The following is a 23,256-nucleotide window of genomic DNA, read 5'->3' as shown; positions in this document are numbered from 1 at the left end:
CCGGTAAGAGTTACGTTCTAATGTTAAGAGCTTGACTATTTGAGCCATCAGTTTTTCTGTTTTTTTCACAACTAGACTGGATTATCTGAGATGCCACTTGACGATGTTTCCGCAATTAGTAATCTGGGGTCTTTGCTTTCACTTGATGGCAAAATTGTGGCGCCTTACGATCTCGAATTTTCGAATGGACCGATGACCGGCTACCGGGCGCTCGGACTTTCAAATGGAATTTTCAACGCGGCGCTGGCTGCGTTCAGACTTGATTATGCGTTTATATCGCAGGTAATAGTAATAAATGGCATGGGCGTGACGCTTGGGGATTCTATTGTCGGAATAACCGCGCTTCTCGCGATTAAGGCAAATTTTCCGAATATTTCCTTTAAGATTTTTCGGCCGCGACATACGGCCAAATTTGTAAAGCAGCTTTATGAACTTGCTTCGCCGTTATTAGGAACTATTGTCGACTTGCCCGTTAAACTCTACCCGCTGGCGCAAGGGGAGTTACGCATCGATATCGGTAACCATTTGTTTTGGCCGAAATTCGCTGAGTTGCCGATGATCGATTTTTTTATTGATGCAATGGGTATAACGCCCCAATCAATTTCTGCCGAACGTAAGCGCAACCAATGGCTCAAGGGCATAAGCCTACCGACCCCGCAAGTAATCAACGGCGAATATGTGCTGCTGTGTCCCACCGCTAGCACTCCGGTACGGAGTATCCCGGTGTCGCAGCGCGCGCGTCTAGCTGAAGCGCTGTGGCAACACTTCAGGCTCCCTGTGGCGGGGTTTGGCGCGATCGACCACGCCCATTACACTGATCTCACGCCACGTTCACCCGACACGGCGCATTTCATCGCTTGGATAAAGGGCGCGCGTTACGTGGTCACGCCCGACACAGCCGCGCTGCACATAGCTGCCGGATTCGACATTCCCACTACAGCGTTTTTCACCACAATTGCGCCGGACTTGCGTGTGCGCGACTACCCGCATTGTCATTCGATAGATCTATCGCTTCCGCAATTAGCAGGTATCCATGCAAGCAATCGGACGAAAGATATAGAACTGATCGAGCGTGCATATAACGCGCTGAGTGCAGATCGTTTTTTTAGGTAACTACTTAACATTTGTTAAGTGCATACCTCAAAGCTTCGACGTGGATTCGGAATAAATTACCTATAATTGTAAGAATTAAAAATGATATAGGTCGCTGAAAATCTACTGCTTTGTCATATTCGGGCAAACCATTAGGATGGTATGCTTCCTGCACGTATTCTTCATACCCTATGACAAAGGGTGGATCGTGCGCCGCAATGAACCGGTTTTGCACCACGGCGCAGATTGAAAGCCTTTTCGCATGCACCAATTTGTTGTTTTTAGCAAACGTTTGCGAACACTTCGAATTTCTTGATTCAGCGTGGTGCGAGTGATTTTCACCTAATTTCACTCCTTACGCTCGGTTCAACATTCGCAGCGCGGTCCGACTGCATGGAGCAACCCAATGTTTTTCGACGAACTCAGCAATGAAGAGTGGGCGCTGATTGCGCCGCTTGTGGCCGAAGGCGAAATCCGTGAACATCGTCGGGGACGGCCGCGCGCACATCCGCGCACTATCGTGAACGCGGTGCTGTGGATTCTCACGACTGGCGACACATGGTCGAAGCTTCCCAGTCACTATCCAACCGTGCCGACCTGCCGCCGGCGTTTCAACGACTGGCAAATGGATGGCACGCTGATTGAAATGGTGACGCGGCTCGCTGCACGCGGCCGGTCGTTCGCCATCGTTCCAACCGTGCCGGTGGAAGCGCCGCAGCGCCAGGCGCAAACCGCATATGAATGCGATCGCCTTCGCGGCGTGTTCTGGCAGAACCCGGAGTCGTGGGGCGCTGGCGACGGCCGCGGTGCGAACGCGGTGGATGCACTGTTCGCCGCCGTGCCGCGCCGCTTGCCGGAAGCGCACGACATCGCGCGCGCCAATGCGCCCGTGCCGCTGTCCGCTAGTCGAAAGGCAATGATCATGAACGTGCCGCGAGCGGCGTATTACGACGCTTCGCGCAGCGTGGGACGTCCGCTTGACCCCGTACCCATGGCTTTCGAACCGGACTGCACCCCGGTTCACGACGGTCACGGCTACACCATCTATGCCATCGCGCGTCCCGTCGCGGGCAGCATGTTTCGCGGCTGGGCCGAGATCGTCAAGGATGGGCGGCGCGTGGAGCGTTCAGGTCTGATAGGACCGCGATACGGCATCGCCGAGGAAGCGGCGGCTTACGCGCTCGATTGGTCGCGTAGATGGATCGCGTCGCAGTCCACACGAATCACGCATCCGGGGCAGGCCGACTCGGACGATGTGCAACTTGCCACGCCTGAAACGGCGTCCGCCGAGGCTTTGAATCATGTGCCGCAAGGCGAACGCGCCACACCGGTTGAAGTCCGGAGCTTGGCCGACGTGCAGGGATAGATCGTCACGCGTTGGCAATAATGAAGAAGTAATACGTCACGCCATGCGGCGCGCTGAAATCGCGCACCGCATGGCGCTCTTTATTGCCGGCCGTATTTATCGTCGAAACGGACGATATCGTCCTCGCCCAGATACGTGCCCGACTGCACTTCAATGATCTCGAGCGGCATCTTTCCCGGATTCTCCAGTCGATGTTGCACGCCAATCGGAATATAGATGGACTCGTTCTCGGCGAGAATGAACTCTTCCTTGCCACGCGTCACGAGCGCCGTGCCACGCACCACGACCCAATGTTCCGCGCGGTGATGATGCATTTGCAGCGACAACCGCGCGCCCGGTTTCACCACAATGCGTTTCACCTGAAAACGCTCGCCGTTATCGACGGAATCGTAATGGCCCCACGGCCGGTGCACCTTGCGGTGATCCGCCGCTTCCTTGCCTTGCTCCGCCTTGATGCGCCCGACTATGGCCTTCACGTCCTGCACGCACGCCTTGTCCGCGACGAGAATGGCATCCGCGGTTTCAACGATCACCAGGTTGTGCGTTCCCACGCAGGCAATCAGGCGTCCTTCGGAATGCGCATAGGTCGATGTGGAACCCTGGAACATCACGCGGCCGCGCGCGACGTTTTCCTCGCTGTCTTTCGGCAGGATCTTCCAGATTGCGTCCCATGAACCGACGTCGGACCAGCCCGCGTTAAGCGGCACAACGGCGCCCGCGCAGATGCTTTGATCGGCGGCAAGTTGTTCCATCACCGCGTAGTCGATGGAATCCGAAGGCGAAGCCGCGAACGCGTCCTTGTCGAGACGGAAGAACTCGCCGTCGCGCGTGCCCGCGTCGCAGGCGGCGCGGCAGGCGGCGTGAATGGCCGGCTGGAAGTGCTCGATGGCTTTGAGCCACACGGATGCACGCACGATAAAAATCCCCGCATTCCACCAGTATTCGCCCGAGCTCACATACTGGCGCGCAAGTTCGAGATGCGGTTTTTCCACGAACTTTTCGAGCGGCCATGCGCCCGAACCAAGCATCTGTTGCCCAACCTTGATATACCCGTATCCCGTTTCCGCATGCGTCGGCACAATGCACATCGTGACGATCGCTCCGTCTTCCGCGCATTTGGCCCCCGCGCCGATTGCCTTGTGAAATGCTTCGCTATCCGTAACAACGTGATCCGCAGGCATGACAACGAGGATGGCGTCGCCGCCAGCGGACAGCGCGTGCATGGCGGCGACGGTCAGCGCAGGCGCGGTGTTGCGCGCGACCGGTTCGAGCAGGAGGTCCGCCTTGGCGGCGGCGGAGCGCAACTGATCGGCGGTCGTGAAGCGATGATCCTCGCCGCACACGATGATCGCATTGTCGACGCGCGCCGTGCCGTATGTCAGGCCGTCCAGCCTTTGCGCCGTCGATTGCAACAGCGACTGGTCGCCGATCAGGCCGATCAACTGTTTCGGAAAATGCTCGCGCGACATGGGCCACAGGCGGGTTCCCGCGCCACCGGCCAGGATGACCGGCTGGATTCTCAGCCTGGTTTCCAATGCGGCAGGCGTGTGCGGAGCGCTGACAAGGGTTGTATCGATGGCGGTCATGAAGGGGTGACTCCTTGAGCTTGAACGGGTATTGCAATTTTTAGCACGTAGTTAATAGGCGATAAATCAAAAAACCAGAAAATAATCGATAACCATATGCAAACCGGTAAGAGCGTCATTAAACGTAACGGACCGGGGAGATGAATTTTTTTCTTACGCTTCGAGAATTTTTTCTCGAAAAATAATTGCTGGATGACTTGCTGAAAGCCTTTCTGAACAAGCCTTCCGGCGGTCCTCGGCAACGACAAAAAATCCTCTTGCCCTCATGGCTTACGACGCTCAACGCGCAATTCAATCCCTCTCGTGACAAAAATAAATCGGTTAAAAACTGGAATTAATTCGCGCATTATTTTGCGGTTGCAGCATGAATTTAATTCCAGCCTTATACGGGTATGTACCAAGGCGTGTGGCGAACCATTTGGCGAAGCTGTGCCACCGCCCTGGGATTTCCACCCGAGGTGTCCAACATGTTGAGCGTGCTTTCGAGAATGATCGACATAGCGATGGTCGCGCTGGGCGCGTGGCTCGCCGCGTCGCTGCACGCGGGAAATGCGGTATGGCTGGATGACATGCAAAGCACGCTGCTTGCATTCAATTGCGTGCTGGTGATCATGACGTTCCCGTCGTTCGGAATCTATAAGTCATGGCGCGGCAAGCCCGTCTACGACCTCCTGTTACGCGTGACGGTAGCGTGGCTGATGGTGGAGGGCGCGGGCGTCCTGCTGACCTTCAGCGTACACCGTGCGGATTTGTTGTCGCGTTTGTGGTTGCTTTACTGGGGCGTGGCCGCTGCCGCGCTGCTCATGATTTCGAAGGCGGCCGTGCACGCCACGCTCAAGTCGCTGCGGCGTGAAGGCTTCAACCAGAAGGCGGTCGCCATTGTGGGCGCGGCGCCCTACGGACAGTTCCTGATCGAGCAGATGCGCAGCCGACCAGAAGCGGGTTTCCGCCCGGTGTACGTATTTGACGAGGCTCTTGCTGAAGAAACCCTTGCGGGCGTGCCGGTCAGCCGCGATCTGGCCGACCTCACGCAACTGGTTCGCCGCCGCGCGATTCGTGAGCTATGGCTTGCCTTGCCGATTTCGCAGGAACGGACCATTCACAAACTCGTCGCCGAGTTCCGCGATGACTTCGTGAACATCCGCTTTATCCCCGACGTGCGCAGCCTGTCGTTCTTCAATCACGCCGTGGTGGATTTGCTTGGTGTGCCGGCGATCAATCTGGCGGCGTCGCCGATTACGGATTTGAAGGTGCTGCCCAAGCGCGTCTTTGACCGGATGTTTGCAGCAGTCGTGCTGCTGAGTCTCGCGCCGCTGATGATCGTGCTCGCGGTGGCCGTGAAGCTGTCGTCGCCGGGGCCGGTTTTCTTCAAGCAAAAACGCAAGGGCATAGACGGTAACGAGTTCGAGATCTACAAGTTCCGCTCCATGCGCGTTCACAAGGAAACGGCGGGGCACGTGACGCAGGCAAGGAAGGGCGACAAACGCGTGACGCGCGTGGGCGCATTCCTGCGGCGTACGAGCCTCGACGAACTGCCGCAGTTCATCAACGTGCTGCGCGGCGAGATGTCGGTCGTCGGACCCCGCCCGCATGCGCTCGAACACGACGACATCTACAAGGACCTCGTGAAGGGCTACATGTACCGGTATCGCATCAAACCCGGCATTACCGGATGGGCGCAAGTGAACGGTTTTCGCGGCGAGACCGACCGCATTGAAAAGATGATGGGGCGCGTGAAACTCGATCTGTACTACATGCAGCACTGGACCTTCGGACTCGACATGAAGATTGTCGCGATGACCTTGTGGAAGGGTTTCGCCGGTGCGAACGCTTATTAAAACAATCAACCAAGAACGCTTGAACAACTTGCCAACCCTGGAGCGCGTGCTATGAAACTCACCATCATTGGAAGCGGCTATGTAGGCCTCGTGACGGGCGCGTGCCTCGCCGATATTGGCAACGACGTCTTCTGTCTCGACCTCGACGAACGCAAGATCGCCATCCTCAACGGCGGCGGCGTGCCGATCCATGAACCAGGCTTGCAGGAAGTCATCGCACGTAATCGCGCAGCGGGACGCCTGACGTTTTCCACCGATGTGAAAGCCGCGGTCGAGCACGGCGAAGTGCTGTTCATTGCAGTGGGTACGCCCTCGGACGAAGACGGCTCCGCCGACCTGAAGTACGTGCTCGCGGCGGCGCGCGACATTGGCCGCTACATGAACAACTTCAAGGTGATCGTCGATAAATCCACGGTGCCGGTCGGCACGGCGCGCCGCGTGAAGGCGGCGATCGATCAGGAACTCGCCGAGCGCGGCGAATCGCACATGTTCTCGGTGGTATCGAATCCGGAATTCCTGAAGGAAGGCGCGGCTATCGACGACTTCACGCGGCCCGATCGCATTGTGCTGGGTTGCGACGACGACGTCCCGGGCGAACGCGCGCGCGAACGCATGAAGCGCCTGTATTCTCCGTTCAACCGCAATCACGAACGCACGCTATACATGGATGTGCGCTCGGCCGAGTTCACCAAGTACGCAGCGAACGCGATGCTTGCCACGCGGATCTCGTTCATGAACGAACTTGCGAATTTCGCTGATCGCGTGGGCGCGGATATTGAAGCGGTGCGCCGGGGTATTGGCTCTGATCCGCGCATTGGCTACGACTTCCTGTATGCGGGATGCGGTTATGGCGGCTCGTGTTTTCCGAAGGACGTGCGCTCGCTGATTCAGACGGCGGGCGAATACGACGAGCAGATGGAAATTCTGAAGGCCGTGACATCGGTGAACGAGGCTCAAAAACAAACCCTCGCGAACAAGATCGTCGCGCGCCTTGGCAATGACCTGAGCGGCAAGAAATTTGCGCTGTGGGGCCTCGCGTTCAAGCCGAATACCGACGACATGCGCGACGCCCCGAGCCGCGTATTGATCGCGGCATTGCTGGAACGCGGCGCGACAATCAGCGCCTATGATCCGGTTGCGACCGATGAAGCGCAGCGTGTCATTGCGCTCGATCTTCGCGATACACCCGAGCAGCTCTCACGCTTGAGCTATGCAAAAGACCACGCCGAAACGCTCGACGGCGCGGACGCATTGATCATCGTGACGGAGTGGAAGGCGTTCAAGAGCCCGGACTTCGACGGCATGAAACGCCGTCTGAAAACACCGCTCATTTTCGATGGCCGCAATCTTTACGAGCCAGAAACCATGGCCGAAATCGGTATCGAATATCACGCAATCGGGCGGGGTGTACGGCAGGCGGCCAAGTCGCCGGTCACCGCATAAACGCCTTAAAAAGCAGCATAAAAAGCAAGTTTGAGCGAAGCGCGATGACCGGTTCAAGGACCCGGCGTTCGCGCCATGCGCCGCTTTATTGGACACACTCACGGTCTCGTTCAAGGACACCGCTCACATGTTTCAAAGCGTCTTGATTGTCTGCCATGCGAATGTCTGCCGGAGTCCGGTCGCCGAGATGCTGTTTCGCGCGCACTCGGCGCGGACGACAGCCACGCATGCGAGACGCGGGATCGAATTCAGCTCTGCGGGGCTCGTTGTGCAAGAGGGCCGCACTATCGATTCAACCATGTCGCGCCTGCTGATGGAACGCGATGTCGATTCATCGGGGCACGCAGCACGCCAGCTCGATCGCGCCATGGCGCGCGCCGTCGATCTGATTCTGGTGCCCGAGCGCAAGCACATCGCCGCGATTGAAGAGATGGAACCGGTCACGCGCGGCAAGGTGCATCTGCTCGGCAAGTGGGAGGACGCTGAAGTGGCCGATCCTTATGGCCGCCATGAAACCGCCTATCGCGAGAGCTTCGGGCTTATTGAACGTCTGGTCCAGGGATGGCTGAATAAAATATGGTGAACCGGTCTCTAGCTTTTACTGTTTCCGCGGTCTTTTCGCTGACGACTTTTTTGTCGGCTTGCGGTGCTCTGCCAGGTTATAGCCTGAACACATCGCGCCTGCAGGACAACGATCCCACGCCGACGGCGACCTATCCGGTGCGCCTGATTTCGGCCGACGTCATCCTGCAGCAGAACCGTCCGGCGACAGCCGCGCCGTTGCCGCCTGCGCGGTTTGCCGACCCTGCGCAGTATGTTTATCGCGTGGCGCCGCAGGACATTATTGGCATCACCGTGTGGGATCATCCGGAGCTCACCACGCAGCAGGGGCAGACCTTGTCGGCGGGCGGCAACACCACGCAAACCGTGGCCGGCGCGCTCGCGCAGCCGTACACCACGGCGTTGCCGGGCCAGGCCGATCCGTTCGGGCAGACCGTGTCGCCCGACGGCACCATCTTCTTTCCGTTTCTCAACAAGGTTCACGTGGCGGGCAAGACCGCGGGCGAGATTCGCGATCAGCTTGCCGCGGCTTTGTCGCCGTATTTGAAAAAGCCTCAAGTCGATGTGCGCGTACTCGCGTACAGAAGCCAGAAGGTGTCGGTGACGGGTGAAGTAAAGGCGCCCGGGCCGCTTGCAATGAGCGACGTGCCGCTCACGCTGGTCGATGCCATCACGCGTTCCGGCGGCACGACGGCGGACGCCGACCTGCAGCGCGTGCGCCTCACGCGCAACGGCAAGCTGTATCAGCTCGACGCGGATGGCGTGCTCGATCGAGGCGAAATAGATCAGAACGTGATGCTTCAGGCCGGAGATATTGTCAACGTTCCTGACCGTACCGACAGCCGCGTGTTCGTGATGGGCGAAGTCAAGACGCCGTTGCCTGTGTCGATGATGAAAGGCCGCCTCACGATCGCTGACGCGCTGACGCAAGCCGGCGGCATTCTGGATACCGACGCGAACGCGCGGCAGATCTACGTGGTGCGCGGCGCGCGCGAGAAACCTGAATCGCCCGATATCTACAGGCTCGACCTGACCCAACCGGACTCCTTGCTGCTGTCCACGCAGTTCCGGCTGCAACCGCTCGACGTGGTGTACGTGGGCACGGCCGGCTCGGTGCAGTTCAACCGTCTGGTCAACCAGGTCCTGCCGACGTTGCAGACCATCTTCTACCTGAAGCAACTGACGCGCTGATCGTCATGACGCGTCAAATCAACCGGGATTGAATCGTGAGCACGCCAGCACATTCCTATCAGGGCAAGACAGAAGAAGAGGACGTCGTTCTCGGGCAGTTGCTGCAGGTGATCATCGACGACATCTGGTGGCTCGCCGGGATCGCAGCGTTTATCGTGCTCGCGGCGGGCGCATATTGCTACGTCGCCAAGCCTGTGTATTCCGCCGATGCTCACGTGCGTGTCGAGCAGTCCGACAACACGTCGCAAGCGCTCACGCAGACGCAGACCGGCGCGGCTATTGGCAATTCGTCGGGCGCGCTGCCAACCGACGCGGAGATCGAGATCATCAAGAGCCGCGGCGTGGTCGCGCCGGTCGTCACACAGTGCAAGCTCAATTTCTCCGTGACGCCGATGACCGTGCCGCTGCTGGGCAGTCTCGCAGGGCGTCTCGCGACGCCAGGCAAGCCCTCGAAGCCGTGGCTCGGCATGACGTCTTACGCATGGGGTGGCGAGCAGGCCGCGATCGATTCCATTGAAGTCGTCCAGCCGCTGGAAGGGCAGAAGCTCACGCTGACCGCGCTTGCCAACAAGCGTTATTCGCTCGCGACGCCTGATGGACGTCAGTTGCTTGAAGGCACGGTCGGCACGATGGAAAGCGGCAATGGCGTGAACATCAACGTGGCGAAACTGGTCGCGCGTCCGGGCACGCGGTTCACGGTGGTCCGTGCCAACGACCTCGACGCCATCGCTTCGTTTCAGTCGGGCATCACGGTCGCGGAACAGGGCAAGGCGACGGGCGTGATCCAGATATCGCTCGAAAACGGTGACCCGGCGCGCGCTGCGGAAATTGCGAACGCGCTGGCCGATTCGTATCTGCATCAGCACATAGAAAGCAAGCAAGCCGATGCCGAAAAAATGCTCGCGTTCCTGAAGAGCGAGCAGCCACGTCTGAAGAGCGATCTGGAGCATGCGGAGGCTGCGCTCACCGAGTATCAAAGCAAATCCGGCTCAATCAATGCAAGCGATGAAGCCAAGGTTTATCTCGAAGGCAGCATCAGCTACGAAGCACAAATCTCAGGGCTCAAGTTGCAGATCGCAACGTTGAACCAGCGCTACAACAGCGCGCATCCGGCATTGATTGTCGCGCAGCAGCAGTTGAGCCAGCTTGAAGCGGAGCGCGCGCGTTTTGGCGAGCGCTTTCGTAACCTGCCGGCATCGGAAGTGAAGGCCGTGTCGCTGCAACGCGACGCGAAAGTGGCCGAAGACATCTACGTGCTGCTGCTCAACCGCGTGCAGGAGTTGTCGGTGCAGAAGGCGGGCACGGGCGGCAACGTGCATATAGTCGATGCCGCGCTGCGCCCGGGTGCGCCGATCAAGCCGAAGAAAGTGCTGATCATGTCGGCTGCGGTGATCCTGGGAGTGATCCTTGGCACGGGCTTTGTGTTCCTTCGTCGCGCGATGTTCAAGGGCATCGTGGACCCGGACAAGGTCGAGCGTCTGGCAGGTTTGCCGCTGATCGGGCTCGTGCCGTTGAGCGTGGAACAAGTGAAGCTCGACGCTGAAGCGAAGCGCACCGAGCGCGACCGCGATCGTGTCCTGCCAATTCTCGCGACCATGCGCCCGAACGATGTCTGCGTGGAAATCATGCGCAGCTTGCGCACGTCGCTGCAATTCACGCTGATGGAAGCACGCAACCACACCGTGATGTTGACGGGGCCGGCATCGGGCGTGGGGAAGAGTTTTCTGGCGGTGAATTTGGCGGTGCTGCTCGCGGCATCGGGCAAGAAAGTGCTACTGATCGACGCCGACATGCGGCGCGGCAAACTTGAGCGTTCGTTCGGGCTCGAGCGTGCGAACGGACTGGCTGAACTGCTTGCCGGAACCATTGGACTCGAACAGGCGATTCGCACCACGCGCACGCCGTTGCTCAGTTTCATGCCTGCGGGCAAGCGTCCGGAGAATCCTTCGGAACTGCTGATGTCGCCGCGCCTGCAGCAGTATCTGGATGGCCTCGGGCGTGTCTATGACGTGGTCTTCATCGATACCCCGCCGGTTCTCGCGGTCACGGATGCATCGATTATCGGCAAGCTGTCGGGCAGCAACTTCCTTGTGATGCGCTCGGGCGCACACAACGAAATGGAAATTTCCGACGCCATCCGGCGTTTGCGTACAGCGGGCATTCCGCTTGCCGGCGCGATCATGAACGGCATGGCGCAGCGCTCGCGCGGCTATAACCGCGGGCACTATGCGGCGGTTGAAGACTACCTGAACGTTTGACGCATCGGAGCGCGCATGACATCGACCCTGACCATCTCCGTGCTGGTTCCAACGTATCGCCGTCCCACCGATTTGCAGCGATGCCTCGCGGCGTTGCGTGCGCAAGCGCGTCCGGCGAATGAAGTGCTGATCGTGGCTCGCCCTGAAGATGAGGCCACGCACTGCGCGATAGAAACTGAAATGGCCGCGCCTAATCCGTTCGAGTTGCGCGTGATCGAAACAGGACTGGGCGGTCAGGTTGCGGCGTTGAATCGTGGCCTCGATGCGGCGCGTGGCGATATTGTCGCGATCACCGACGACGACGCCGCGCCGCGCATCGACTGGCTTGCGCGCATTGATCATGCGTTCGCGAACGATGCTTCGCTCGGCGCGCTGGGCGGCCGCGACTGGGTCTTCGAGCGCGGCGCGTTGCTCGATGGCGCACGGACCGAAGTCGGCCAGATCCGCCGCACGGGCAAGGTCATTGGCAACCATCACCTGGGCGTTGGCGAGCCGCGCGAAGTCTGGTTGCTCAAGGGCGCCAACATGATCTATCGGCGCGCGGCCGTGGGCGGTCTGCGTTTCGATACGCGCTTGCGAGGCAAGGGCGCGCAGCCTTGCAACGACTTGTCGTTCAGCTTGAGCGTGAAGCGCACGGGCTGGAAGATGGTCTACGATCCGCGCGTCGCGGTCGATCATTTCCCGGCAGAACGTTTCGATGACAACGGCCGCGACGCACAAACGCTAGGCGCGCTCGCCGACACCGCATACAACGTGCATCTGGTGCTGCGTGAACATCTTGGGCCGGTCGCGCGACACATTGCGTGGTACTGGTACGCGCTCATCGGCACGCGCGCGATGCCGGGATTCGCGCACACGCTGCTCGCGCTCGCGCGCACCCGCGATACCGCTTGCTGGACGCGTTATCGCTCCATGCGTCGAGGCGCGCACGACGCCCGCCGCGACGCGCAGCACGAGCCTGCGGCCTACGCGCTCGCCATGCGCGGCCATTCCGATGGAGCGAAAGCCGCATGAGCCGCGTATCGAGAGTCCGCAATACCAAGCAGCACGGCGACGCGGAGACTTCCTTCGTGCAGCCGACGAAGGTCCACGTCCATCTTTTCTATGGCGCGGACCCGCGGTTTTATCGAAAGGGCGAGAACATCGGTTGCCTTTATGGGTATCACCATGCGGAGTCGCCGGAACTGGCGCTGACGTATTCCCGCGATGAACCCGAGAACAAGATCGTGCGTCTCGTGAGACGCGGATTAAAAGCGGCGCTCGGCTTCGACTTCATCCATACGTGGCGCAACCGCGCCGAGATACTGAATTCGGATGTGGTGTGGACGCATACGGAACACGAGCATTTATCGGCGGCATTGTTGCTCTTGATAAAAGGACGCGCGCGCGGCAATCCGATGTTGCTCGCGCAAAGCGTCTGGCTCTTCGATAAATGGGCGGGTTTTGGCGCGTTAAGAAAGTTCTTTTACAGGAAACTGCTCGCACGCGCCGATGTACTGACCACGCATGCCACGGAGAACGCACAAATGGCGCGCGACTATCTGAAGCGTGACGTGCAACAGGTTTTCTACGGCATCAATCCGCGCGACTTCCCGCTGCTGGAACCGGCTGCGTGGCAACCGAACACGCCCGTTCGGATCGGTGCGATTGGGAATGATCGCGACCGCGACTGGGAGTCGCTCGTGAAGGCATTCCGCCAGAATCCGGCGCATGAGGTGCGCATAGCGACGCGCCGGCGGGTATCGAAGGAACTGCATGCCGGCAATGTGAAAATCGCGCCCGCCATTGGTCTCAAGGCAGCGCGTGAACTCTACGACTGGGCCGATGTGATCGTCGTGCCGTTGCGGCATAACACGCATGTATCGGGTATTACGGTCGTGCTGGAAGCGGTCGCGTTGGGCAAGCCGGTGATTGTCTCCGACGTCGGTTCATTGCGCGATTATTTTGGCTCGGAACATGTGTTCTATGTGCCGCCGCACGACGTGCAGGCGTTGCAGCGAACGCTTGATGTAATCGTCGCCAATCCCGCGCTTGCGTTGCAGCGCGCGCAGGCGGCGAGCCGTCATTTTGCGGCGCGCGATTACACCACGCGTCAATTTGCAATGCAGCATGTGCGCATCACGCAGGACTTCATGCATAGGGTGCGCCCGGTTGAGGCTCCGTTGCATGCGGACATTGGCAACGTTGCGCCTTCGCGTGGAGCAAACTGAACGATGAGCACGCCGGCCGCACCGCGCACGCCGAAGTTCATCGCCGATCTGATCGAGAACGGCGGGAAGCCCGCGCGTGCCGGATTCCTTGGCCTGTTTCGCGACGACCCCAAACATTGGGTGCCGCAGACCGGATTCTGGGCGTTCACGCTGCTGCTCATACTTGCGCATCAGGGCACGATCCTGACGCTTGCGTTTCCGTTTTTATCGACCGCGGTTGGCGTGTGGCTTTACTTCAAGAGTCCCGCGCGGTACATCGGCTTCGTGTGGTGGCAGTGGTTCCTGAGTCCCGAAGTGCGACGCCTCGCCGACTACGCGAAGGGCGGCTTCACGCCAACCAGCCTGATCCAGATCGCGCCCGTGGTCGTCACCATGATCTGCGCGCTGACCGTCGTGCGGCATTACCGCGTGCTTGCCGAGCGGCGCGGCTTGCCGGTGCTCCTGATTCTTTTGGGGCTCGCCTATGCGTACTTGATCGGCGTGATGTCAAATGGCCCGATGGCGGCGACCTACGACCTCGCTGCATGGCTCTATCCGGTACTGATCGGCTTTCATATCATGGTCCATGCACGCGAGTATCCGAAGTATCGCCAGGCGATCCTCGATACCTTCATCTGGGGCATGCTCTTCATGGGCGGCTACGGCCTCGTGCAGTTCTTCGTCATGCCGGCGTGGGACGCCATGTGGATGATCGGTTCGCAAATGGCGTCGCAGGGCGACCCCGTGCGCCTCGGCGTGCGCGTGTTCAGCACCATGAATTCATCAGGCCCGTTCGCACTCGCCATGATGGCCGCGCTCACCTTCACCATGGCCGGCACGCAGAGCGTGCGCTGGCTCGCGGGCGGTCTTGGTTTCATATCGTTCGGACTATGCATGGTGCGCTCGACATGGGGCGGCTGGGTCATCGCCATGGTGTTGCAACTGATCAAGGCAAGCAACAAGGTGCGCGTGCGGATTTTGATTGGCGCGGTGGTGCTGGTGGCGCTCTCCGTGCCGCTGCTCACCTTCGGTCCGATCGCCGACAAGATGGCGACGCGCCTGCAGTCGATCACCAATCTCAGCGACGACAACAGCTACGCCGCGCGCAACGAGTTCTACGCATCGTTTGCCAAAACCGCTTTCACCGATGTATCCGGCGAAGGATTCGGCGCGACCGGCGCGTCGACCAAGCTGTCGAGTTCCAACGGCGACCTCGGCAAATACGGCAGCTTCGACAGCGGCGTGATGAACGTGCCGTTCGTGCTCGGCTGGCCGGGTTCGCTGATGTATCTCGCGGGGCTTGGCCTGCTGCTGATGCGCGCCTTTCGCGCTTCGTTCTCGCTGCGCGACGACAAATACGCGCAAGCCTCGTTGAGCGTGGCGTTTGCGATTGTCGGCATGCTGGTCTTCACCAACACGTTCACGTCGATTGGCGGAATGATCCTTTACATGGGCCTGTGTTCCGTCCTTGCCGCACGCCACCACATGCGGCTCGAAAAGAGGCGGGCGCGCGCGCTCTTCGAACAATCCATTCCACAAAAGGCACTCCGATGAGAATTGCCGTCGTCACCCATGTCGTGCGTCATAACGACGGGCAAGGCCGCGTGAACTATGAGATCGCGCGTGCCGCGCTGGCGGAAGGCCATCAGGTCACGCTGCTCGCGTCTCACGTGGCGCCGGAACTGGCCGCCGAACCGCGTTTGAAGTGGGTTGAGATCAAGGTCGGACGCTTCTGGCCGACAAAGCTTTTCAAGCAGCAGGTTTTCGCGCTGAAGACCGCGATATGGCTGAAGAAACATAAAAAAGAATATGACGTGTTGCATGTGAATGGGTTCATATCGTGGGCCAGAGCCGATGTGAACACCGCGCACTTCGTACATGGCGGGTGGCTGCGCAGTCCTTATTATCCGTTCAAACTGACCGGCGGCTTGTGGTCCGCTTACCAGGTTCTTTATAGCCGCGTGAACGCAAGGCTCGAACATTGGGCCTATCAACGCTCGAAGGTCATTGCGGCGGTGTCGGAGAAGGTGGCTGTCGAGATTCGTGCGAATGGTACGGATAGCGAACGGATTGAAGTCGTCTATAACGGTGTGGACACAAGCGCGTTCGTAGCGGCGCGGCGCGCGGGCAGCGACCGGGCGTCGTTCTCGCTTCCCGGCGATGCCTGTCTGCTCCTTTTCGTTGGCGACCTGCGCACACCGCGCAAGAACCTCGATACCGTTATGAAAGCGCTGTTGCAGCTTCCATCCAACGTTCATCTGGCGGTCGCCGGCTACATTCCGGGCAGTCCCTATCCCGAAGAAGCCAAGGCGCTTGGCATTGGCGAGCGCGTGCATTTTCTTGGACTTGTGAAGAACATGCCAACGCTCATGCATTCGGTCGATGCCTTCGTCTTTCCCTCGCGATACGAAGCCATGAGCCTGTCGCTGCTCGAAGCGCTCGCGGCCGGCTTGCCGATCATCACGGCGAAGACGGCAGGCGGGGCGGAGATTATCGACACGGATTGCGGCATCGTGCTTGATGATCCAGACGATGCAACCGCGCTCGCGGGAGCGATTGCCAAACTCGCCGATGCGCCGGATTTGCGCCGCGAAATGGGCGCTGCCGCCCGCTTGCTGGCTGATCAGTTCGGCTGGGCGCGAATGGCGCGGCGCTATCTGGATTTGTATCGCGGCTTTGCGAATCAGGCGGGTGCCACGGCAACATCGAGCGATGTCCAGCAGGTCGAAGGCGGAGCCGCGAAGGCCGTATAGCGTGCTTCCGGCGCTGTCGTTATTCATTAACATTATTGAGCGGGGTCGGTGATATGAGCACACAAGCCATCAAGTCGCTGCAGATCGGGATGCATTGGTTTCCTGAGCGCGCGGGCGGTCTGGACCGCATGTATCACACGCTGGTTGGCGCGTTGCCGGGTGCGGGCGTCACGGTGCGAGGCGTGGTTGCCGGGTCGGCGCGGGTTGCCGCCGATACCGAGGGTGCCATTCGCGGTTTCGGCCCGGCGGCGCAGTCGTTGCCGCGCCGCTTGATGGCGGCGCGCCGTGCGTTGCGCGCTTCGTTGAGCCGTGAGCGGCCTGACGTGGTCTCGTCGCATTTCGCGCTTTACACGTTCCCTGGTCTCGATGTGACCCGTGGCATTCCGCAGGTTTCGCATTTCCAGGGGCCGTGGGCTGACGAGAGTCATGTGGAGGGCGCGGATTCCATTGGACAACGAACCAAGCGCATGCTTGAGCAGCGTGTGTATGCGCGTTCTACGCGGCTGATTGTTTTATCGGAGGCATTTGGCGAGATCTTGCAGTCGCGTTATTCCATACCTGCTGAGCGGATTCGCGTGGTGCCGGGATGTGTCGATGTCTCGCAGTTCAACTTGCCGTTAAGCCGTGCCGATGCGCGGCGGCGCTTGCAGTTGCCGCAGGATCGTCCGGTCGTGCTGGCTGTGCGGCGGCTCGTGCGGCGCATGGGGCTGGAGGATCTGATTGAAGCGATGAAGCGCGTGAAGGCGAAGCAGCCGGACGTGTTATTGCTGATCGCGGGGAAGGGGCGGTTGGCTGAGGAGCTGCAGGCGCGCATCACGGACGCTGATCTCGACGATAACGTGCGTCTTCTGGGATTCGTGCCGGATCGGCATTTGGCGGCGCTTTATCGGGCGGCGGATGTGAGTATTGTGCCGACTGTGGCGCTTGAGGGGTTTGGGTTGATTACGGTGGAGTCACTGGCCTCGGGGACGCCGGTGCTTGTGACGCCGGTGGGCGGGTTGCCGGAGGCGGTGGCGCCATTGTCAGGGAATCTTGTGTTGGCTTCTACTGGCGTTGATGCTATTGCTGACGGGTTGATCGGTGCACTCGATGGGTCGCTTGTTTTGCCAAGCGAGCAGGCATGTCGGGCATATGCCAAGGCGAATTTCGATACGCCGGTTATCGCTCGGCGGGTGGCTTCTGTTTATAGCGAAGCTATTGAGGTGGGGGTTTTGCATTAGAGGGGCGTGGTGGGGTGGGGTAGGGACCTGCTTTTTAGGGCTTTGCGCGTTCCCTGCTCGTTGTTCCTCTTTAGCACTGTTAGCCACTGTCCGTGGCGGGACTTCATTTCTTTTTCCAACGGCGAAAAAGAAACGAAGCAAAGAAAACGCCTTCCAACCGCTAATTCTTAAGGAGCCCGAGCGTGCACATACATCTGCTTGGGACTTCAAAAGAACCCTCAGCGTAAAACCACGAACACTTGAAACCCTTCCCCTCCGAACCCCTACATCCACACGCTTCGCCACTAGTGCTCTCGGGCAAGCACACAGCCCCACGAAACCGCCACGGCCAAACACCGCGTTTGCGTGCAAGCACGCAAACCGGCGCGCGACGTGCGCCGCGCTTTTCTGTTTAACGGCTACTCACACTGGTGGCGAAGCGTGTGGGTAGCCGTAAACGGAGCGGGAGGGTTTCAACTGTGCGGAGTTATGCGCTGAGCGTTCTTTTGAAGTCCCAAGCAGATGTCCGTGCACGCTCGGGCTCCTTAAGAATTAGCGGTTGGAAGGCGTTTTCTTTGCTTCGTTTCTTTTTCGCCGTTGGAAAAAGAAATGAAGTCCCGCCACGGACAGTGGCTAACAGTGCTAAATAGGAACAACGAACAAGGACCGCGCGAAGACCCAAAGAGCAGGATCCCACGAGCCCTAACCCCAACCGCGCCAGCCCCCCTCAGCGCATCAAAACCTAATTTCCATCATAATAATCACGCCCAAGGCCCAACCGCCCCGCGCTACCCCGTAAAACCCCAGCCTGGAACCCCTGTCCATGGACCGTTTCCTAGCGATGAAAGTCTTCGTGCGTGTCGTCGAAAGCGGCAGCTTCTCCAAGGCCGCCGATGCCTTGCGCCTCCCCGCCGCCAGCGTCTCACGCACCGTACAAGCCCTCGAAGCACACCTCGGCGCACGTCTGCTCAACCGCACCACGCGCAGTATCAGCATCACCGAAGACGGCGAAATCTACTACGAGCGCTGCGTGCGCGTCCTGGGCGAAGTCGACGACATGGAGTCCGTGCTCTCGCGCTCGAAACTCAGCCCTAAAGGAACAGTGCGCGTCAGCCTCCCCGCCCTGATGGCAAAAAGCACGATCATCGGCGCGCTTCCCGAATTTTTTGCGGCCTACCCGGATATCCGCGTGGAAATGAGCCTCACCGATAAACAAATCGACATCATCGAATCAGGCGTCGATTGCGTGATCCGCGTAGGCGCAGTCGGCGATATCGGCCTGGTCGCAAAAACCATCGGCCGATACTCGCAAATCACAGTCGCCGCACCCTCGTATATCGAAAAATACGGCGAGCCAAAGACGCTCGAGGATCTCGAGAATCACTATTGCGTGGACTATCTCGTGAGCAAGACGGGACGCGTGAGGCCTTGGGAATTCGTGGTGAATGGCGAAACCCGCGCCGTTGCGCTCAAGGCAATGCTCGCCGTGAACGACGCCGATTCGTACGTAGAGTGTGGCCTGAACGGACTCGGACTGATCCAGGCGTCGAGCTATACGCTCGCATCGTATGTGGAAAGCGGGGCTTTGCGCGAAGTGCTGCAGGCGTATCCGTCTTATCCGCGAGTCGTGTCGATTCTCTATGCAGCGAACCGCCACCAGCCGCGGCGCGTGAAAGTATTTATTGAATGGATTGCAGAGGTCTACAGGCGGCAATCATCGCTGCAAGTCTCCGAGGACGATCCGCTCGCCGGCCAGACAAGAGCAATGCCGCAAGCACGCCACTTTTCGAACGGGCAAGTCCCGACCGGGCGCGTTACGCCTTGACGGCGGCGACGCTTTCGAATTTTGCACGAGCGTGCTTGTACATCCACTCGAGCGTGTCGTAAATGGGCGTGACCGGCACGCGGCCAATCGCGCGCCGCAACTTGACGTTCGAGCCAACGAGTTTCGCAATCTCATTGCGACGCATGAAACGAGGATCGACGAAAACCTCGATCTCGTAGCCGGCAATGCGCCGCATCATGCCCAGGATTTCGCCAAGCGAATGGCCGACCCCGGAACACGTGTTGAACACTTCGCCAGCGGGCGCTTTTTCGATCAACTGGGCGTAGACCTCGACCACGTCGCGGACATCGGAGAAATCACGGCTTACCGCAAGATTACCAAGCGACATCTTCTGCTCGTGGCGCGCATGATGATTGACGATCTTGGGCAACAGGAAATCCTCGCCCTGACCGACGCCCGTGTAGTTGAATGGCCGTGTAAAGAAAATGGGCAGACGGTCGAGCCATAAGCGCGCCATGTTTTCCATGGCGAGCTTGCTGACCGCATAGTCGTTGCCGGGACTGAGCGGCACGTTTTCGTCGATGACTTCCACGTTCGCATTGCCATACACATTCGATGTGCTCGCCATCAGCACCGCGCGAGGTTTCTTGTCGAGCAGCGCGAGCGCGTCGAGCAGATTGCGCGAGCCCATGATGTTGACGAGATAACTCTGCGTGGGCGGATTGCCCGTCACGTGCGCGAGTCCGGCCAGATGCACCACGACATCCGGATTTGCATCGGCCACGCAAGCACGCACGGCGTCGAGATCCAGCAGGTCGACAGGCAGGCCGGTCGTACCCGGCACGTCCGCTTCCGACGCCGGCGAAGTCGTGCCCCACACGTCGTAGCCTTCGTCGAGCAGCCGCTCGGCCATATGGCGTCCGGTGAAGCCCGAAAGACCCGTGATGAGAGCGCGGCGACGCTTCGTGCCGCCATCAGGATGTTTTGTGTCGTTCATTGCGCTTGGTGTGTGCGGCGATCATGTCGCTCATGTCGCGGGTGGAGTGCAGCGCCCATATTTCAGCCATTCCGACATGGCGACCGTTGAGCAAGTTCACTGCCCGACAAGCCTGGTGCAGCATGTAATGAGACGCCAAGCCATTTTCCGCGTCAATTCAGGACAGAATTTTAACATGCGCGTCCTTTTGCAAGGGGACAGAACACATCGTGTCCATCGAAGAAATCGCCGGCGGATTCGACCCGGAAGCGTTTGGAAAAATTTAACGCATGTTCTGCACAATCGCATGCGTTGCGAGCTGAATATGCGCTCGTTGACCCGATTTTCACGCCTTCCGATGCGGGCCGCACAGAAAAACCAATAAAAATCGTCATTAATTCTATGGCGAAACAATTAAGAAAATATTGAGGCGGCCCATGCGCTTTGCGGCTTCTGAAGGCCCCATTGCACGTCAACGGCACCATCCAGTTTCTTACTTTTCGAAACAATTTTTTGAACAAAATAAGTCGATCTGGAATTCATGCAACGTATCTGCAGATTTCATCAATCCATTTATTTCAGATTTTTTTGCAATATTTGAACGGTAGGCTTGATTAACCCGAGTAACGGCCGTGACGCCTTACCTATGCCATTGGCAGACCGAGCATAGCTGGCCGCTCTCAGATGGAGAAAACCTCTTGGTTCGCACTTTGCGTCGTATTCAGGTTTTGGTTTCGCGGTTTTGGATGGTGAGTGTGCTTGGCATGGCTGCCGTGGCGCCGGCATATGCAGCGTACGTGGCACCGCCGACGGTGCTGCCGGCGCGCACATCATGGATTGGCAACACCTTTGGTTTCGGCGATGGCGTGTGGACGCAGATCAACATAACCGCGATCGCCGTTGCTCCGGACGGCCGCGTGTTCACGAACGCGCCGTGGGACGAGAGCGGTGCTGAAGTCAGCATCTACAAGAATGGCAAGGTGCTCGGAACGGCCGACGGCACGCACGGCTGGGGCCATTACGGCGGCAACGCGATTGCGTTGAACCAGCGATACGTCTTCGTTGCGGTTGCGGTGGGCAATGAGCGCGGCGTCTTGTCGAGGCCAGGGATATGGCCGCCGAAGGGCAAGCAGTGGTTTGGCGTGTCACGACGCGAGATAGGCGACATCAAGCGAGCGGCCACGTTCCAGGCGAATCCCGCTGCGGACAAGGCGGACGAGCAAGCCAGGCTTGCGGCCGCGTTCCTGATGGTGAATGAAGCGCCGGAGGAAAAGCGCGGCGCGCCGAAGACCGAATTCAGGCAGGACGTTGGCGGCCTGGCCGCGACTGACTCGCTGCTGTATGTCGCGAATACATCGGCGAATCGTATTGAAGTGTACGACGCCGAGTCGATGCAACAAAAGAACAACTGGAGCGCGCCGCAACCGGGGCGTCTCGCGCTCGCGAAGGACAGCACGCTGTGGGCGTTGGTGAATACGCAAGGCGCGAAGGCACGGCTCGCGCACTACACGCCGGCGGGCGCGCCCATTGACGATGCACCCGCTTTGGCGGCGGGAACCGATGCGGTCGATCTGACTATCGACGGACAAGGGCGGTTGCTGGTTGCAGACAACGGTCCGCGTCAACAGGTGTTGATCTTCACGCGTGAGGGCGGTGCCAACACGTATCGCGAGACGAGTGCGCTGGGAGAGCGCGGCGGAATCTTTTCGGGCGTTCCAGGGCGGCCGGGTCCGCAGCGTTTCAACGGACTGACTGGAGTGGGTACGGATGCCGGGGGCAACATCTATGTATCGACGAATGGGATTGGTGTGCGGCAAGGTTCGACCGGCGCGGGATTGGGCGCCACGCTCGAAAGTTACGCAACCGATGGCAAGCAGTTGTGGCAGGTGCAGGGCTTGTTGTTCGTCGACGGTGCATGGATGGACCCGGCGCGTCCCAACAGCGTGTACACCGGGAACAAGCGTTTTGAGTTGGATTTATCCAAACCGGTGGGACAGGAATGGAAATATGCGGGCTTCCTTTCGGGGCGTTTCAAGTATCCCGAGGACCCGAGTTTCAGCGTCGATGACTGGCCTGGCCAGCCGATCGCTCGCAGGTTGAATGGCCGCACGTTTTTGTATCTGGTCGACATGTATTCGGATCATCTGAAGATTTATCGATTCGATGCGAAGCGCGACGGTGAGCTGGCGATTCCTTCGGGTTACTTCGCGGGCCGGGAGCGTGCCGCGGTGAACATTCCGAATCGTCCGGCGGGTGGTGACTGGATCTGGCACGACGATAACGGCAACGGACGGTTCGAGGCGAACGAGTTCGAGGTAAACAGTGGCTTGCTGCCCAATCCGGGTGGTTGGGGATGGTGGGTCGACACGAAGGGTGACATCTGGCACACGAGTGACACACGCGGCATCAATCGTTTTCGATATGGTGGTGTGGACAAGGTGGGCAATCCGCTTTACGCCTATGACAATGCGCAGAACTATCCGATGCCGGCGCCGTTCAACGTGGTGAAGCGTGCGGTGTACGAGGCGGATACGGACACGATGTATTTGACGGGTTACACGGCGGATGAGCCGTTTGATCGTGGGTACTGGAAGGAGGTGGGGCGGCGTTTGGTGCGATACGACCATTGGTCGGGAACGCCGCGGGAGCGTTATTCGATTGCCTTGCCGTGGGATACGAAGAGTAAGCCGCTTGTTACCACGATTGGATTGACGGTGGAGGGCAAGTATCTCTTTACGGTTGAGCCGTATGGGATGGTGCATGTCTATGAGAAGGATACTGCGCGTGAGGTTGGGGTGATCAAACCTGGCCCGGAGGTGGGTCGTGCGTCGGGGTGGGTGGATGTGCCGAATGGCATTAGTGCGAGCCGGCAGGCTGATGGGGAGTATCTGATTTTCGTTGAAGAGGATGCGCGGGGGAAGGTGATGATGTACAGGTGGCGACCGTGAAGGTCTTGGGGGCGCGGGGGTGTTCTGTTCAGGGTCTTGCGCGTTCCATGTGCGTTGATTTTTTTAACAC

The 23,256-nt window shown here is 59.3% G+C and carries 16 protein-coding genes; 14 read left to right on the top strand and 2 right to left on the bottom strand.

Features of this window, described 5'->3' with window-relative positions; genetic code table 11:
• The first annotated feature begins 90 nt into the window (after positions 1-90).
• Together ACRWA7_RS29215 and ACRWA7_RS29210 are read left to right on the top strand one after the other, a co-directional pair.
• The gene (locus ACRWA7_RS29215; RefSeq protein ID WP_438393945.1) at positions 91-1,113 is read left to right on the top strand and encodes an ADP-heptose--LPS heptosyltransferase; all 1,023 of its coding nucleotides are present in this window, start codon (positions 91-93) and stop codon (positions 1,111-1,113) included.
• A gap of 385 nt (positions 1,114-1,498) precedes the next feature.
• On the top strand, positions 1,499-2,458 hold the full coding sequence (locus ACRWA7_RS29210; RefSeq protein WP_060856792.1) for a transposase: 960 nt from the start codon (positions 1,499-1,501) through the stop codon (positions 2,456-2,458).
• A gap of 80 nt (positions 2,459-2,538) precedes the next feature.
• On the opposite strand, the gene ACRWA7_RS29205 is transcribed toward ACRWA7_RS29210, so the two are convergent.
• Positions 2,539-4,044, bottom strand: a complete 1,506-nt coding sequence (locus ACRWA7_RS29205; protein ID WP_438393944.1) for a mannose-1-phosphate guanylyltransferase/mannose-6-phosphate isomerase — start codon at positions 4,042-4,044, stop codon at positions 2,539-2,541.
• Between the two features lie 467 nt (positions 4,045-4,511).
• On the opposite strand from ACRWA7_RS29205, the gene ACRWA7_RS29200 reads away from it, so the two are divergent.
• The 11 genes from ACRWA7_RS29200 to ACRWA7_RS29150 all read left to right on the top strand — a co-directional run bounded on the left by ACRWA7_RS29200 (position 4,512) and on the right by ACRWA7_RS29150 (position 19,301).
• Entirely contained in the window at positions 4,512-5,882 is a 1,371-nt protein-coding gene (locus ACRWA7_RS29200) for an undecaprenyl-phosphate glucose phosphotransferase (protein WP_438393941.1), read from the top strand.
• A 51-nt stretch (positions 5,883-5,933) separates the two neighbouring features.
• Positions 5,934-7,325, top strand: coding sequence for a UDP-glucose dehydrogenase family protein (locus ACRWA7_RS29195; protein ID WP_438393940.1), 1,392 nt, complete (start codon positions 5,934-5,936; stop codon positions 7,323-7,325).
• A 127-nt stretch (positions 7,326-7,452) separates the two neighbouring features.
• Positions 7,453-7,908, top strand: coding sequence for a low molecular weight protein-tyrosine-phosphatase (locus ACRWA7_RS29190; protein WP_438393937.1), 456 nt, complete (start codon positions 7,453-7,455; stop codon positions 7,906-7,908).
• On the top strand, positions 7,902-9,077 hold the full coding sequence (locus tag ACRWA7_RS29185; protein WP_060856798.1) for a polysaccharide biosynthesis/export family protein: 1,176 nt from the start codon (positions 7,902-7,904) through the stop codon (positions 9,075-9,077). The genes ACRWA7_RS29190 and ACRWA7_RS29185 overlap by 7 nt, the downstream gene beginning before the upstream one ends.
• 32 nt (positions 9,078-9,109) lie before the next feature.
• Positions 9,110-11,335, top strand: a complete 2,226-nt coding sequence (locus tag ACRWA7_RS29180) for a polysaccharide biosynthesis tyrosine autokinase (protein WP_438396824.1) — start codon at positions 9,110-9,112, stop codon at positions 11,333-11,335.
• A gap of 27 nt (positions 11,336-11,362) precedes the next feature.
• Entirely contained in the window at positions 11,363-12,349 is a 987-nt protein-coding gene (locus ACRWA7_RS29175) for a glycosyltransferase family 2 protein (RefSeq protein WP_438396822.1), read from the top strand.
• 56 nt (positions 12,350-12,405) lie between these two features.
• Positions 12,406-13,545, top strand: coding sequence for a glycosyltransferase (locus tag ACRWA7_RS29170; protein WP_060856907.1), 1,140 nt, complete (start codon positions 12,406-12,408; stop codon positions 13,543-13,545).
• A 3-nt stretch (positions 13,546-13,548) separates the two neighbouring features.
• Positions 13,549-15,078: a glucose-6-phosphate isomerase gene (locus ACRWA7_RS29165; protein ID WP_438393933.1), complete on the top strand. Its 1,530-nt coding sequence runs from the start codon at positions 13,549-13,551 to the stop codon at positions 15,076-15,078.
• Positions 15,075-16,277, top strand: coding sequence for a glycosyltransferase family 4 protein (locus ACRWA7_RS29160; protein ID WP_438393930.1), 1,203 nt, complete (start codon positions 15,075-15,077; stop codon positions 16,275-16,277). The genes ACRWA7_RS29165 and ACRWA7_RS29160 overlap by 4 nt, the downstream gene beginning before the upstream one ends.
• Before the next feature lie 53 nt (positions 16,278-16,330).
• The gene (locus ACRWA7_RS29155; RefSeq protein ID WP_060856802.1) at positions 16,331-17,497 is read left to right on the top strand and encodes a glycosyltransferase family 4 protein; all 1,167 of its coding nucleotides are present in this window, start codon (positions 16,331-16,333) and stop codon (positions 17,495-17,497) included.
• 802 nt (positions 17,498-18,299) lie between these two features.
• Positions 18,300-19,301 (top strand): LysR family transcriptional regulator, encoded by a 1,002-nt coding sequence (locus ACRWA7_RS29150; protein WP_438393928.1) that lies wholly within the window; start codon positions 18,300-18,302, stop codon positions 19,299-19,301.
• On the opposite strand, the gene ACRWA7_RS29145 is transcribed toward ACRWA7_RS29150, so the two are convergent.
• Positions 19,291-20,259: a GDP-mannose 4,6-dehydratase gene (locus tag ACRWA7_RS29145; protein WP_060857053.1), complete on the bottom strand. Its 969-nt coding sequence runs from the start codon at positions 20,257-20,259 to the stop codon at positions 19,291-19,293. The two genes, ACRWA7_RS29150 and ACRWA7_RS29145, sit on opposite strands and share 11 nt — an antisense overlap.
• Positions 20,260-20,984: 725 nt before the next feature.
• Between ACRWA7_RS29145 and ACRWA7_RS29140 the strand changes: the two genes are divergently transcribed.
• Positions 20,985-23,186, top strand: coding sequence for a hypothetical protein (locus ACRWA7_RS29140; protein WP_438393926.1), 2,202 nt, complete (start codon positions 20,985-20,987; stop codon positions 23,184-23,186).
• Positions 23,187-23,256 lie beyond the last annotated feature (70 nt).

Origin of the sequence: Caballeronia sp. DA-9 (assembly GCF_051615025.1) — a bacterium.
Classification (GTDB): domain Bacteria; phylum Pseudomonadota; class Gammaproteobacteria; order Burkholderiales; family Burkholderiaceae; genus Caballeronia; species Caballeronia sordidicola.
The sequence above is the reverse complement of the archived record's forward strand: the minus strand, read 5'-3'. Positions and strand labels throughout refer to the sequence as shown.

What these genes read in the sequence shown, in the direction of transcription:
- ACRWA7_RS29215 (WP_438393945.1), top strand. Translation starts at nt 91, where the DNA reads ATGCCACTTGACGATGTTTCCGCAATTAGTAATCTGGGGTCTTTGCTT.
- ACRWA7_RS29210 (WP_060856792.1), top strand. Translation starts at nt 1,499, where the DNA reads ATGTTTTTCGACGAACTCAGCAATGAAGAGTGGGCGCTGATTGCGCCG.
- ACRWA7_RS29205 (WP_438393944.1), bottom strand. Translation starts at nt 4,044, where the DNA reads ATGACCGCCATCGATACAACCCTTGTCAGCGCTCCGCACACGCCTGCC.
- ACRWA7_RS29200 (WP_438393941.1), top strand. Translation starts at nt 4,512, where the DNA reads ATGTTGAGCGTGCTTTCGAGAATGATCGACATAGCGATGGTCGCGCTG.
- ACRWA7_RS29195 (WP_438393940.1), top strand. Translation starts at nt 5,934, where the DNA reads ATGAAACTCACCATCATTGGAAGCGGCTATGTAGGCCTCGTGACGGGC.
- ACRWA7_RS29190 (WP_438393937.1), top strand. Translation starts at nt 7,453, where the DNA reads ATGTTTCAAAGCGTCTTGATTGTCTGCCATGCGAATGTCTGCCGGAGT.
- ACRWA7_RS29185 (WP_060856798.1), top strand. Translation starts at nt 7,902, where the DNA reads ATGGTGAACCGGTCTCTAGCTTTTACTGTTTCCGCGGTCTTTTCGCTG.
- ACRWA7_RS29165 (WP_438393933.1), top strand. Translation starts at nt 13,549, where the DNA reads ATGAGCACGCCGGCCGCACCGCGCACGCCGAAGTTCATCGCCGATCTG.
- ACRWA7_RS29160 (WP_438393930.1), top strand. Translation starts at nt 15,075, where the DNA reads ATGAGAATTGCCGTCGTCACCCATGTCGTGCGTCATAACGACGGGCAA.
- ACRWA7_RS29155 (WP_060856802.1), top strand. Translation starts at nt 16,331, where the DNA reads ATGAGCACACAAGCCATCAAGTCGCTGCAGATCGGGATGCATTGGTTT.
- ACRWA7_RS29150 (WP_438393928.1), top strand. Translation starts at nt 18,300, where the DNA reads ATGGACCGTTTCCTAGCGATGAAAGTCTTCGTGCGTGTCGTCGAAAGC.
- ACRWA7_RS29145 (WP_060857053.1), bottom strand. Translation starts at nt 20,259, where the DNA reads ATGAACGACACAAAACATCCTGATGGCGGCACGAAGCGTCGCCGCGCT.
- ACRWA7_RS29140 (WP_438393926.1), top strand. Translation starts at nt 20,985, where the DNA reads ATGGTGAGTGTGCTTGGCATGGCTGCCGTGGCGCCGGCATATGCAGCG.